The organism is Colwellia sp. SU-HH00943, from assembly GCF_057546125.1.
In genome coordinates this window covers 244344-258837 of sequence record NZ_BAAJLW010000003.1, presented here as the reverse complement: position 1 = coordinate 258837, position 14494 = coordinate 244344, and the positions used below count along the sequence as shown (strand labels likewise).

Below are 14494 nucleotides of genomic sequence, written 5' to 3'. Positions count from 1 at the left end.
TTCTTGAGTCACACATTACTCCAATTATGTTTTAATTATTTTCTTCATAGTTTCATATTAAAAAGAAAGAATCAATTCAATATGAAACTTTCATTACCCTTCATATTGCAAAATAGTGAAATGTACGAAAGATTAACTTATCTAATGAAACTCTTTTTCATATTAACGATAAGGTGTATGCTACTTACTTAATGTAAAAAACATATAAATGAGGAAACAATGTTAAGTACCATTGAAAGACGACATGAGATCGTCCTCTTGACAGAAAAACAGGGAAAAGTATCCGTTAAAGAACTAGCAGATAAATTCGATATATCGACTGTAACCATTCGTCACGACTTAAACGAGTTGAATAAGCTTGGGCTTTTAGTGCGTTCTCGAGGCGGAGCCGTAGCGAGCAACCGCTTAACCAAAGAGTTATCAATAAAAGAAAAACACAAAGCCAATCACAAAATAAAAATGGAATTAGGTAAAGCAGTAGCTAATCTGATCTTAGAAGGTGACTCCATAATACTCGACTCAGGCACAACAACTGAAGAAGTAGCCCATGCATTAAATAACAACGTAAGCATTACCGTTATGACAAATGGGTTAAACATCGCCAACGAATTATCTAGACTTGAAAATTGTGATGTTTATATTTCAGGTGGGAAACTACGCCGTAAATCCATGTCTTTTTATGGTGCCCATGCCGAAGAAAAACTAAAACTATATAACTTTAACAAAGTTATTTTAGGAGTGGATGGCATTGATCTTGATACAGGTGTTAGCACGCATTTCGAGCCTGAGGCGAGTTTTAATCGTGCAATGTGTAATGCTGCAAAAAAAATCATAGTAGTGACCGACTCCACTAAGTTTGGCACGCGCTCTTTGCACTCCGTTGTCCCTCTTGAAGCTATTGATACTTTGGTAACTGACAAAGGAATACCACAGAACTTTAAAGATGAATTAACCACATTAGGTGTTGAATTAGTCATTGTGGATGTGGAGTAACCTAAAAATAAAACATAAAATTTCGAAAGGTTTTGAAAGTATTTCGTTGATATAATTCTTTCATAGGTTAGTATATACACTAACCCAGTATAAACTTTGGGTTCCTCATTATCGATGAGGAGCCTGAAACTTTATTAGAAACATTAGAATTATTTGGACGATTATATGAAACGCTTGGCCTTCCTTTCGTTAATTTTTGCCTCGGTTTTAACAGCTTGTAAAAGTGAAGAAACTTCAGAACAAAACTATGTAACACTGTCACCTGCACAACTTAACTCAAACTTGCCCCATTACATAGCCAATGAACAAGTTGTTGCAGAACGTAAAGAGCCAGCTCGAGCTACTTTTACGTCATACCGCACAAAAACAAACGCTTTATCTGATATTCAACACCAAGCTCAATACTTTCAATTGTTAGACGGGAAATGGAAGTTTAATTGGGTGAAAAAGCCAGATGATCGCCCAGAAAACTTTTTCTCAACTGATTACGATGTCAGTAGCTGGGATGAAATTAAAGTGCCAAGTAATTGGGAAGTTGAAGGGTATGGTGTCCCGATTTATCGTAACCACCAATATCCATTTGCTGATTATCGCGCCCCTGTTTCTGACGAAATAGAATTTGAACAAAAAATTTACCCTAAAAATCCAGGACAAGTGCCTATGGATTATAACCCTGTTGGTTCATACCGCCGCGATTTTACGGTTGATGAAAGCTGGACAAAACAGCAAAGCTTTTTACAAATAGGCGGCATGAAGTCAGGTGGTTTTGTTTGGTTGAATGGTCACTACGTTGGATATTCTCAAGGCAGTAAAACACCTGCTGAATTTGACCTAACAGCATATTTAAAAGCAGGAAAAAACACTCTTGCTATTCAGGTATTTCGTTGGACTGACGGCGCTTACTTAGAAGGTCAAGATTTCTGGGACATTAGCGGCATTGAGCGTAGCGTTTATATTTACGCACAACCTAAAGTGCGTATCCAAGACTTTGACTTGTTATCAACGTTAGATAAAAGCTATCAACATGGTATATTTGATTTAACCGTCGATGTTCAATCTCACTACAAAAATAGCCAAGACGTTACGGTAAAGTATCAAGTACTCGATGGCGACACCCCTGTAATATCAGGTAAACAAGAGCTGAAAGTTCAAAATAAAATTGAATCAATCACTTTCAATAACCAAATTAACCATGTTAAACAGTGGAACGCTGAACACCCTACCCTATATAAGCTCCTGATCACTTTGCAAGATAGTAAAGGAAAGTTATTAGAAGCCACTAGCCGTATGATTGGCTTCAGAAGCGTTGAAATTAAACGAGGTCTGTTATTAGTTAATGGTGAACGCATTACTTTAAAAGGTGTTAACACCCAAGAAAGTGATCCTGCCACAGGCCATGTGATCACTAAAGCACTGATTGAAAAAGACATGCGTATGTGGAAGGAAAACAATATTAATGCTGCACGTTTAAGTCACTACCCGCAACCTGCAATGTTCTACGAATTAGCTGATAAGCACGGTATTTACCTTGTTGACGAAGCGAATATTGAATCTCACGGTATGTATTATGGTAAATATTCACTGGCAAAAAAAGCAAGCTGGGAAGAGGCACACTTAGATCGCATGTTAAGTATGGTGGAACGAGACAAAAACCACCCTTCTGTAATCATCTGGTCTTTAGGTAACGAAGCCGGTAACGGTATAAATTTTTATAAAGGCTATGAAGAAATGAAAGCCTTGGATAAAACCAAACGCCCAATTCAATACGAGCGACCATATAAAGATGCAGACCGTGTAATTTGGGATATGGACTACAATACCGATATTTTAGCACCACAATACCCATCTCCTGAGTTTTTTGAAATCATAGGTAAAAGTGTCACTGACCGACCTTTCATTCCTAGCGAATATGCACATGCTATGGGAAACAGTAGCGGTAACTTCCAAGATTACTGGGACATTATTGAGCAATATGACAATCTTCAAGGTGGTTTCATCTGGGATTGGGTTGACCAATCTATCTGGAAAACCGATGAAAATGGCAATAAATTTTATGCCTATGGTGGTGACTTCGGAGAAAACATGCCTACCGATCAAACGTTCTTAAACAATGGCATTGTTTTTCCAGATCGTACTCCTCAACCTGCGCTATTCGAAGTAAAAAAAGCACACGAATACATTAATTTCAAACCTCGAGGTGTAACTAAAACAAACCAGCAAAGAATTCTTGTTGAGAACTTATACGACTTCACCTCGTTGGATAAGTTTGAGTTTATCGCTGAAATTAAAGCCGATGGGAAAGTCCTCAAAACAATTAACGTAGAGCCGTTAGATGTACAACCACATTCAAGTAAGTTAATTAGAATTTCTTACGATGATATAAAGCCACAAGCAAATACAGAGTACTTTTTACACCTAAGCGCTAAACTAAAAGCGGATTGGGGTTTGTTAACACAAGGTCACGTAGTTGCCCATGAGCAACTCAAACTTGACAAACTCACTCAAGCTAGTGACGTTCAGTTTGAAAAAGGTGACGCATTAACGTTATCGAAAAACGGTAATAAAATTATTTTTAATAACAACCGCATAAAGCTTACATTCAACAAAACGAACGGACAAATCGAACAATACGTTTTTGATAATAAATCTCTGATTAAGCTAGGAGAAGGCCCAAGAATTAACTTGTGGAGAGCACCAACTGATAACGATATGGGCGCTAAATACGACCAACGTAATGTGGCATGGAAAAACGCCACGATAAATCACCAGTTAACCAACTTTGAAACAAATAAAGTAGCGAACAATGAATATACAGTAGTGGCCAACTATAAGTTACCTGCTGTAAATAGCGAACTTACAACTCAATACCGTATTTATGGCAATGGTATCATCGAAGTAAGTAATGAATTAACTGCAACTGACTATAAAGCTGACATGCCAAGATTTGGCATGCGAATGCAATTGCCAAACGTATTTAATCACCTGACTTACTTTGGTCGTGGTCCTTGGGAAAACTATGTTGACCGTAAAGCTTCCGCTTTTGTTGATCTTTACCATTCAAGTGTAAGCGAGCAGTATGTGCCTTATATCCGCCCGCAAGAAAACGGCTATAAAACCGATACACGCTGGTTATCTTTAGTTAATGAGCAGGGTTTTGGTCTTTTAGTAACAGGGACTCGAAATACACCTGAATTAGGCTTCAGTGCTTTACATATGGCTAATGAGACCTTTGATATTGCCGATGGCATTGAATATGATAAAGCCAGCTATACCTCACCAATTTATCAAGAAAATGACCAAGTGCTCGTAAATCGAATCAAGCATACAACGGATGTAGTTGAACAAGACTTAGTACAACTCAATATAGACTTCGGACAACGCGGTGTAGCTGGTGATAACAGTTGGGGCGCAATCCCTAAGAAGAAATATCGCATCGATGCTAGCAAGCCACTTAGCTACAGTTATTTCTTAGTGCCGGTGAACTCTAACGACAAGGACATAGCCAATAAGGCTAAACAGGTGAAATACGGCCTATAAAGGTTTTTCATAAAAGTATAAATAACCTGTATTCACAAGGTATTTCGCCATTCTGCCTTACATCAGGATGGCGAACTAAAAACTCTTTAATATAAACCTATAGTAAATATAGAGACCTTTCTAAAGTCGATGAATGACATCCTTTAGTGAGAGAACTCTTTATTAAAGGCTACACTCATTTAACTAATACAACTAATAGCATCAAAGGTTCGTGTTCTGAAGTTGATATCATAGTGCTTTGCGCGAATTAGAATTGAATACTGAAACAATTTAATACTACAGTCCTCTTATAGACCTGTTCTCATTAAGACGACGTTTGCATGTTTCAGCAGATATACCTCCCTCTAGCAATAGCCAAGGCTACCAACATAAAATAGGTATCAGCAATAGATTTGATACCTTTTTAAGTCCATAAGTCTTAATTAGAGCATGATATGTCAGGTCAAAAGATAGAAACGTATGTTGTATCCATAGAGTTAATTTACAACAATAGCGGCATTTATATACCAAGTAATCACCTAGCCAGTAGGTATAATTGCTCCCTTAGATCTCAATGGGTAACTAAACAAAAAAGGCTCGTTTCATGATGAAACGAGCCTTTAATATTGTTTATTGTAAGTTTAATGGTGCGGATGGTGGGACTTGAACCCACACAGCCTAAGCTACCACCCCCTCAAGATGGCGCGTCTACCAATTCCGCCACATCCGCAAATTAAACTTAAAAAGAATTCTTAGTTTGGAACGTCGCCATTATCTTTATTGGCAGCTGGCTTGTCAGCAGCAGGTACATCGCTATTTTCACTAATGATTTTAGGCTCTGCGCTTTCATCAGGAATAGCATCAGTAGCAATAGCTTGCTCACTTGCAGGCGTGCTCAAATCATTCCACTCATCAACAGCTTTAGTACGATTAGCCGTTAAGTTACCTAACACTAAACTGATAGCAAAAAATGCAATGGCTAAATACGTTGTCGTTTTGGTTAAAAAGTTACCTGAACCACCAGAGCCAAATACGGTTGCAGATGAGCCAGCACCAAAAGATGCCCCCATATCAGCGCCCTTACCTTGCTGAATTAACACTAAGCCGATTAATGCTAACGCAATAAGAACATAGGCAATAATTAGAACTTGATACAACATTTTTACTTTCCTTTCGCTGCTGAGCAAATTTCTTTAAATTGCTCAACTTGTAAACTAGCACCACCAATAAGACCACCGTCAATATCAGCTTGTGCGAATAATTCTTCACAGTTTGACGCATTCACGCTGCCACCGTATAACAATGGCACTTTATCCGCGACATTTTCATCAGCTTGCGCTAGAAATTGACGAATAAATTGATGTGTTTCCTGTGCCATCTCGCTTGATGCTGTTTTTCCTGTACCAATAGCCCATACAGGCTCGTACGCAATAACAACATCTTTAAATTTTTCTATACCCACTACATCAATAACAGGTTGTAATTGTGAAGCTAGTACGGTTTCTGTTTGTTCAGTTGCTCGTTCTGATTCACTTTCACCAATGCAAATAATTGGTGTTAAGCCTGCATTTAGAACTGCATTAGCTTTATGAGCAACTTGAGTAGAAGTTTCATGATAATAACGTCTACGTTCAGAGTGACCTATAATAACAAACTCTACTGATAATTCCTTCAACATTTTTGTAGAAATTTGACCAGTATAAGCACCACTTTGGTGTTCGCTTACATTTTGAGCACCTACATGGATAACTTCACTTAAACTTTTTGATTTTACTTTACCTACTAATTCAGATAAATAAGGTGAACTAGGACAAAGAACGACTTTGACATCATCTTGTAATGTCATGTCCGCTAAGCCAGAAATCATGGAATCAATTAACGCTAAATCACCATTCATTTTCCAGTTCGCCGCAACGATTGAACGTCTAGCCATGTCTAATCTCCCAATCACTTTTCAGTAAGTTGTAAATTTAAGCCGCGAGATATTAACGAACCTGAGAATAACTTACAAGTGATAAGTTTAAAACTCGCGATTTTGAGTTAAATTTTAAGATTATTTGTCGTTAATTTAATCATTTACTTCTAGTCAGCTGCCAATTTTACAGCTTCTGCAATATTATTAGCTAATAGAGTCACTTCTTCCAACTCTGGGCCTTCAACCATAACGCGAATTAACGGCTCAGTACCTGACTTTCTTAACAGTACACGACCACGCCCGCTTAATTGGGCATTTGCTTCAGCAACTGATGATTTAACACTAGCCGAATTAATAGGATCTGAATCACCAGAGAATCTAACATTTACTAAAATTTGTGGCAGCATTGTCATGCCTTGACGTAACTCATGTAAAGATTTATTTTGCTGACACACTGCTGTTAATACATTAAGTGCGGCAATAATACCATCACCTGTTGAGGTATGATTCAGGTTAATAATATGACCAGAGTTTTCCGCGCCTAGTGTCCAACCTTTTTCACGTAGCATTTCCATAACATAACGATCACCTACATTACTTCTAGCAAACGGTACATCAAGTTTTTCTAGGGCTAATTCAAGGCCCATATTACTCATCAAGGTGCCGACAACACCACCTTGTAAGTCACCTGTTTGTAAATCATTACACGCGATTATATAAACGGCTTCATCACCATCTATAACATATCCTGTATGGTCTACCATCATTAAACGATCGCCATCACCGTCTAGGGCAATGCCTAAGTCAGCGTTATGTTCTACAACCGCTTCACTGATGGTTTTCATTGATGTTGCACCGCAGTCTTCATTAATATTGGTACCATTAGGTGCAGTACCCACTTCGATAACTGTAGCCCCTAATTCTCGAAATACATTTGGCGCTATGTGATAGGTTGCACCATGAGCGCAATCAACCACAATAGTTAATCCTTGTAGAGACAGTTGGCTCGGGAAGTTACTCTTACAGAATTCAATATATCGTCCAGCGGCATCGTTAATACGCGTAGCTTTTCCTAATAGAGCTGAATCAACACAGCCCATTGATTTATCAAGCTCGGCTTCAATAGCTAACTCAACCTCATCAGGTAACTTTTGACCATCTTGAGAGAAAAACTTAATACCATTATCGTAGTATGGGTTATGAGAAGCACTGATAACAATGCCCGCTTCAGCACGAAAAGTTTTTGTTAAGTACGCGATCCCTGGCGTTGGCATAGGACCTAATAAACCAATATCGATACCTGCAGCTGAAAAACCAGCTTCTAAAGCTGATTCAAGCATATAACCTGAAATACGGGTGTCTTTACCAATAAGTACTTTTTTGGTGCCTTGTGCGGCAAGCACTTTTCCTGCAGCATAACCAAGTTTCATGACAAACTCAGGCGTAATAGGGTAATTACCAACTAAACCACGGACACCATCAGTACCAAAATATTTACGACTAGACATGCTTTTTCCTTTTAATTCTTTACATCATTACTGAACAATTATTGCCAGTATGTTAACTTTTATCTGTAACTTTACGCAGTATATTTGGCAACAGTATTAAGCACTTTTACTACATCTACTGATTGCGGGACATCATGAACTCTAATTATATCAGCCCCTTGCTGCACCGCTACTATGGCCGTAGCTAAGCTTCCTGCTAAACGTTGCTCAACATCACGGTTAAGTAAATTACCTATCATCGATTTTCGAGAAATACCGGCTAATAACGGTAGTTTTAATTTTTTAAATGCTGCAAAGTTAGCTAACATTTGATAGTTGTGCGCTAAATTTTTGCCAAAGCCAAACCCCGGATCTAAAATTAATCGCTGCTTGGCAATACCTTTTTGCTGGCAAGTTTCTATACATTTAACAAAAAAATCAAGTACATCATCAACCACATTTTGATATTGCGGGTTTTCCTGCATGGTTCTAGGCATACCTTGCATATGCATTAAACATACTTGCACATCACTTTGGGCAATGACATCTAGACAACCATCATTTTGCAACGCTCGAACATCATTAATGATATTAGCGCCATAAGTAATAGCTTCACTCATAACAGCCGCTTTACTGGTATCTACCGATATCGTGATATCGTGTCGAGATTTAATCGCTTTTAGTAATGGAATAACTCGTGCTATTTCATCTTTTTCACTCACCTCAAGTGCGCCAGGGCGAGTTGACTCACCACCTATATCAATAATATCAACGCCATTTTCAAGCATAAAGTCAACTTGCTTTAACGCATTATCAAATGTCGAATATTTCCCGCCATCAGAAAATGAATCAGGGGTTACATTTAAAATCCCCATCACTTTTACCTTAGACAATCGTATTCGCTCTGCTGCATCTATTTGAGTTTTCAATCTGATCTCTTCACATTCATTGTGTAAATAACAGTTAAAATAAAGCCCCGATGTTTGCTGAATTCGCAGTGAACAACGAGGCTTGGAGTGACATTATTTAAGTAAGTTATTTAGCCGGAGCATCACCACTTGGCTCAGACATATCTGGTGTTGCCGTAGTGCTTTTACCACTTTCATCTGTTTTCTTAGCTTCACCATCTTTGCTTGAATCAGAACTTGAGCTTGAGTCACTGTCGTCCCAACCAGATGGCTTTCTAACTTCAACTCTTGCCATTAAATCATCAATTTGCAGCGCATCAATAGTTTCATACTTCATTAATGCATCTTTCATGGCATGTAAAATATCCATGTTTTCTTTGATTAAGTTTTCAGCTCGTTGATAATTACGATCAATAACCGTTTTAATTTCTTCATCTATCGCTTTCGCCGTATCATCAGACATATGCAAAGATTTTGCGGATGTACGGCCTAAGAATACTTCACCTTCTTCTTCAGCAAATAGCATAGGTCCCATTTTTGATAGGCCCCACTGAGTTACCATCTTTCTGGCGATATCGGTTGCTCTTTCAATATCATTAGAAGCACCCGTTGACACTTTATCACTTCCGTAAATAACATCTTCTGCAATACGACCACCATAAAGTGATGAAATATTACTTTCTAAATGCTGTTTTGAGTGACTAAATCTATCCTGCTCAGGTAAATACATAGTTACCCCTAAAGCACGACCGCGAGGAATGATACTTACTTTATAAACAGGATCATGATCCGGGACTAAACGCCCGACAATCGCGTGACCTGCTTCATGGTATGCGGTCATTTCTTTTTCAGATTCACTCATCACCATAGATTTACGTTCTGAGCCCATCATGATTTTATCTTTCGCTTTATCAAACTCGATCATACTCACTAAGCGACGTGAAGTACGTGCGGCAAATAGCGCCGCCTCATTCACTAAGTTTGCTAAATCAGCGCCTGAAAAACCTGGAGTACCACGTGCGATAACTGACGCCTTAACATCATCACCCAATGGCACTTTGCGCATATGTACTTTTAAAATTTGTTCACGACCGCGAATATCAGGTAAACCTACCGTTACTTGGCGGTCAAATCTACCAGGGCGTAGTAATGCTGGGTCTAATACATCTGGACGGTTAGTTGCAGCAATAACAATAACGCCTTCATTCCCTTCAAAGCCGTCCATTTCTACTAACATTTGGTTTAAGGTTTGTTCGCGCTCATCGTGACCGCCTCCCATACCAGCGCCACGTTGGCGACCAACCGCATCAATTTCATCGATAAAAATGATACATGGTGCAGACTTTTTCGCTTGCTCGAACATATCACGTACACGCGAAGCACCAACACCGACAAACATTTCTACAAAATCTGAACCTGAAATACTAAAGAATGGTACCTTTGCCTCACCAGCAATGGCTTTTGCTAATAAGGTTTTACCTGTACCTGGTTGGCCAACAAGTAAAATGCCAGATGGAATTCGGCCACCAAGTTTTTGGAATTTAGTCGGCTCTCTCAAGTAATCAACAAGTTCAGCTACTTCTTCTTTAGCTTCATCACAACCAGCTACGTCAGCAAAAGTAGTTTTAATTTGATCTTCGCTTAACTGGCGAGCTTTAGATTTACCAAAAGACATGGCGCCTTTACCGCCACCGCCTTGCATTTGACGCATGAAGAAAATCCATACACCAATTAATAAAATCATTGGGAACCAAGAAACAAAAATAGTCGTTAAGAAACTTGTTTCTTCGGGTAATTTACCTTTAGCGCGAACACCTTGTTTCACGAGATCATTAATTAAGTCACGATCATAACCACCGGGAATGGTTGTAGTATAAGCTTCACCACTACGTTTTTCCCCTGTTATTACGCCATTTCTATCAACATTAGCATCACGAATTTGTCCTTGACGAACATCGGTGATAAAACGCGTATAGTCCATTTGCTGTTCATTGGCCGTATTAGGAGAAAAACTCTGAAAAACAGACATTAAAACAACGGCTATCACTAACCATAAAATAAGATTTTTTGCCATATCGCTCAACTTAATGACCTCTTTGGGTTTAATAAATTTGTAAAAACAAAACTTTTATACGTTATTGTGCCTAATTTACTACAATTCAAGGCTTGCTGCTAATTAACTTTAGTCGGTGTTTACAACTGGTAACAATATACAGCTACAATATTTGAAGAAAGGTTAGCCTTTAAAGCCCGTAGCAACAAGATATACTTCGCGAGAGCGTGCTCGTGAAGACTCCGGCTTACGTGTTTTAACGGTTTTAAAAACTTCACGTACTGCCTTCATAAATTCTTCAAAACCAGCACCTTGGAATACTTTCACAACAAATGCACCATTAGATTTTAATACTTGATGACACATATCTAATGCTAACTCAACTAAGTACATGCTTCTAGCAGAATCAGCACTTTCATTGCCTGTCATATTCGCCGCCATGTCAGACATAACAACATCAATATTCTTGCCATTAATACGTGTTAATAGTGCTTCAAGTACCGCTTCTTCTCGAAAGTCACCTTCTAAAAAATCTACACCAGCAATAGCATCCATCGGCAATATATCACATGCAACAACTTGCCCAGTTTCACCAACCGCTTTTACTGCGTATTCAGACCAACCACCTGGCGCAGCGCCTAAGTCTACAACTTTCATACCTGGTTTAATTAATTTATCTTTATTGTTTATCTCTTCTATTTTAAAAACAGCACGAGAACGTAAACCTAGCTTTTTCGCTTTTTTTACGTATTCATCTTCAAAATGTTCATCTAACCAGCGCTGAGAGCTGACGGTATGCTTTTTCTTTGCCATGTTTGGTAGTTTTTTCGACTATTTATAGATATTAACAGTTAGATAAGGGTAAAATAGCTTTAATTCAAGTTAACCACTATCGAAAATTTAAATGAACTTAAATAAAAAGCAAATTCAACACTTAAAAGGTGTTGCTCACTCGTTAAAACCTGTCGTTTTATTAGGCAGCAATGGTTTAACAGAAGCCGTTGTTGCAGAGATTGATAACGCCCTAAATCATCATGAATTAATCAAAGTAAAAATTCCTACGGATGACAGGGAAACTAAAGCCTTGATTGTTGATGCTATTTGTCGTGAAACAAATGCCATAAAAGTGCAAGTAATCGGAAAAACGTTAATTATTTATCGCCAAAGCGAAGAAAAGAAAATTAGCATTCCTAAGCTTTAGTCGAAATAAAGGTCAAGGTTGGTTTACTATCTGCAATAACCTTGGCCTACACTTATTAAATAGGAAAGCTAAATAAAAAACGTACCGCATTAATATTTTCACTAAATCGGTAACTTATCCCTAGTGTTTCAATACCTGCCCACGAATAACCAATTGTTTCATCAAACTTTAAGGTAAGTCCTAATTCAAAACTGTTAGAAAGGGATACTTTCCTTTCTTCAGCGTTAGCAAATTCTTTTGTTATAGGAAAGTCAAAATTCACTTCGCTAAAATACCAAAAAGCCCCTGCAAATACTCTTGGCTGAAATTCATACCCTAGTACTTCAAACTTATAAGGTAACCCAGTATCTAAACCAATTTGAAGAGCTGCGTATGCATCATCTGCATCATAATTTAGCCCATTGTATGCTGCATAATAAATACGTGAAGCCCAAATAGCATCATAATTGCCCATATCAAAAGAATATAAACTTGATATACCCATAGAATGAACAAATACATTTCTATTAGTTGTGAAGTTTCTTGCGTACCCTAAATCAACATAACTTTGTAAAACAAGTTGCTCGCTATATTGATAATCAAATTGTACACCAGGTGTGAAGGTCATAGTTCCAACACCGTCAGGGAATTCTAACTCAGGAATATCTTTTAAATCAAAATCAAAAAAACCAAATGAGACGGGGGTTCGTAAGGTATAAGTTGTGTTTTCATCCGTCATTAACTCAAAAGAAAAAGGTAAGTTTATTAAAGTAGCATCTTGCCCTGTAGTTCGATAAATACCACTACCCAAATAATTTGCATAGGCATAATGAACAGGCTCAATGTCATTAGCTTTACTGGTAAAAGCCACTAATGACATCACTAATATCGCTAACGCGATAAATTGTATACCCGCGAACATATTTTAGTCTGCTTTTGGTAATTGATGAATATGAACATCGCGTTGAGGAAATGGAATACTAACGCCTTGTAAGTCAAACTGCTCTTTAACTTGTCGTGTTATATCCCAATACACGTTCCAATAATGCTCAGTTTTCACCCAAGGCCTACAAACAAAATTAACCGATGAATCACCTAATTCATGCACTCGCACAATAGGTTTAGGCGAATCAAGTACTTGCTCGTGATCGCTTAGAACTTGTTCCATAATGGTTTGGGCTTTCCCCATATCATCGCCATAACCAATACCAAATACTAAATCAACACGTCTAGTTTTACTGCCGGTAATATTGATAATAGTGTTACCCCAAACATTATTATTAGGCACGATTAAGTGCTGATTATCGTAAGTTTTAATTGCTGTCGACAATAGCGTCATAGAGTGAACAAAACCGGTAACACCATCAATTTCAATAACATCATCAATATCAAATGGACGATAAATCAAAATTAGCATACCACTGGCAAAGTTACTTAAAGTACTTTGAAGCGCTAAACCTATCACTAAACCTGCAGCACCAATAAGCGCAAGTACTGGGCCAACATTAATCTCTAGAATACTTAACGAGACTAAAAAACCTATGCCTAAAATAATCCGTCGAATTGAAGTTTGAATAAATTTTTTCAGTAATTGCGATGCTGTTTTATTACGCGATAGCAATGCATCTGTGATTTTACCCGCCAGTAAAGACAAAAGATAAACCACAAATAAAGATAGTGAAAACTTTATGAGGTTAGCAAGCCAAAGTAAGCCGCCTTCTTTAGAGCCAAACCACGCCTTAATAGTTAACCAAGCTGTGCTTGTGTCTGACAAGTCAACTGAGCTACCATCTATGGCAGTCGCATATAAACGTAAATCTGTGCCGTCGCCACCTTTCGCTTCCCAGTTTGTTAATACCACTTTAAAGCGCTCTAATATGGCAGTTTTTTCTTCTTTAAGTGTTGAGAGGTTGGTGATTAAAGACTCTCTTCGTCTTTTAAGTTTTTCATTATAATCATCTGCTTTTTCAGATAATTTAGTCAGGTTTTCAGCTGAGTTACTTAACTGGTTTACCGTTTTTTCTGCTTTTTCATTATCTAGCTCATGACTAAGCTCTTTAAGCTCAGATAACTCTTGCGTCAGCTTTTCTTTGCTAGCTTCATTTTGGTCATTCGTTTTTAATAATTCCGCACTACTTTCACTCACATTGGCAATTTCTTCAACAGTTTCAATGTTTTTTTGTTTTTGACTTACCAATATTTCTGCTTCACTAACTATGGTTGCTTTGGCTTTTAACACTTGCAACCATGCCTGTAGCTCAACCTCTACTTCATCTTTAACTAAAGGCGTTAAAGCAAATTCAAGCTCATTAATATCTACATTGATATTTTTTGCAGTAACTGCTTGATACGATGTACTTTCATAAGCAACTACACTAAAGCTAAATAAGCTCAAAACAACAAGCATTAAACGATTAATAAACATGTCAATTCCCTTTTTTC

11 protein-coding genes and 1 tRNA gene are annotated in these 14494 nt (G+C 37.9%); 3 read left to right on the top strand and 9 right to left on the bottom strand.

All coding sequences use genetic code 11. From position 1 onward, the window contains the following. Positions 1-219: 219 nt before the first annotated feature. Complete coding sequence (gene agaR / locus AC27GZ_RS09645; RefSeq protein WP_487094750.1) at positions 220-993, top strand: transcriptional repressor AgaR; 774 nt, start codon at positions 220-222, stop codon at positions 991-993. A gap of 165 nt (positions 994-1158) precedes the next feature. After that, positions 1159-4530 (top strand): glycoside hydrolase family 2 TIM barrel-domain containing protein, encoded by a 3372-nt coding sequence (locus tag AC27GZ_RS09640; RefSeq protein ID WP_487094749.1) that lies wholly within the window; start codon positions 1159-1161, stop codon positions 4528-4530. A gap of 624 nt (positions 4531-5154) precedes the next feature. Here AC27GZ_RS09640 and AC27GZ_RS09635 read toward each other — a convergent pair. The 7 genes from AC27GZ_RS09635 to rlmE all read right to left on the bottom strand — a co-directional run bounded on the left by AC27GZ_RS09635 (position 5155) and on the right by rlmE (position 11685). Continuing rightward, a tRNA-Leu gene (locus AC27GZ_RS09635) sits at positions 5155-5239 on the bottom strand. A gap of 22 nt (positions 5240-5261) precedes the next feature. Continuing rightward, the gene (gene secG / locus AC27GZ_RS09630) at positions 5262-5669 is read right to left on the bottom strand and encodes a preprotein translocase subunit SecG (RefSeq protein WP_487094748.1); all 408 of its coding nucleotides are present in this window, start codon (positions 5667-5669) and stop codon (positions 5262-5264) included. A gap of 2 nt (positions 5670-5671) precedes the next feature. Continuing rightward, positions 5672-6442 carry a triose-phosphate isomerase gene (gene tpiA, locus AC27GZ_RS09625; RefSeq protein WP_487094747.1) on the bottom strand — a complete coding sequence of 257 codons (771 nt, stop codon included), beginning with the start codon at positions 6440-6442 and terminating at the stop codon, positions 5672-5674. 149 nt (positions 6443-6591) lie between these two features. Further along, positions 6592-7932, bottom strand: coding sequence for a phosphoglucosamine mutase (gene glmM, locus AC27GZ_RS09620; RefSeq protein WP_487094746.1), 1341 nt, complete (start codon positions 7930-7932; stop codon positions 6592-6594). 71 nt (positions 7933-8003) lie between these two features. After that, a complete protein-coding gene (gene folP / locus AC27GZ_RS09615; RefSeq protein ID WP_487095255.1) occupies positions 8004-8786 on the bottom strand; it encodes a dihydropteroate synthase in 783 nt (260 codons plus the stop codon). Positions 8787-8946: 160 nt separating this feature from the next. Continuing rightward, entirely contained in the window at positions 8947-10902 is a 1956-nt protein-coding gene (gene ftsH, locus AC27GZ_RS09610; protein ID WP_487094745.1) for an ATP-dependent zinc metalloprotease FtsH, read from the bottom strand. A 153-nt stretch (positions 10903-11055) separates the two neighbouring features. After that, a complete protein-coding gene (gene rlmE, locus AC27GZ_RS09605; RefSeq protein ID WP_487094744.1) occupies positions 11056-11685 on the bottom strand; it encodes a 23S rRNA (uridine(2552)-2'-O)-methyltransferase RlmE in 630 nt (209 codons plus the stop codon). A gap of 91 nt (positions 11686-11776) precedes the next feature. On the opposite strand from rlmE, the gene yhbY reads away from it, so the two are divergent. Continuing rightward, positions 11777-12073: a ribosome assembly RNA-binding protein YhbY gene (gene yhbY / locus AC27GZ_RS09600; protein WP_487094743.1), complete on the top strand. Its 297-nt coding sequence runs from the start codon at positions 11777-11779 to the stop codon at positions 12071-12073. A 55-nt stretch (positions 12074-12128) separates the two neighbouring features. Here yhbY and AC27GZ_RS09595 read toward each other — a convergent pair whose 3' ends face one another. Both AC27GZ_RS09595 and AC27GZ_RS09590 read right to left on the bottom strand, forming a co-directional pair. After that, the gene (locus tag AC27GZ_RS09595) at positions 12129-12974 is read right to left on the bottom strand and encodes a hypothetical protein (RefSeq protein ID WP_487094742.1); all 846 of its coding nucleotides are present in this window, start codon (positions 12972-12974) and stop codon (positions 12129-12131) included. A 3-nt stretch (positions 12975-12977) separates the two neighbouring features. Next, the gene (locus tag AC27GZ_RS09590) at positions 12978-14477 is read right to left on the bottom strand and encodes a mechanosensitive ion channel family protein (RefSeq protein ID WP_487094741.1); all 1500 of its coding nucleotides are present in this window, start codon (positions 14475-14477) and stop codon (positions 12978-12980) included. Positions 14478-14494 lie beyond the last annotated feature (17 nt).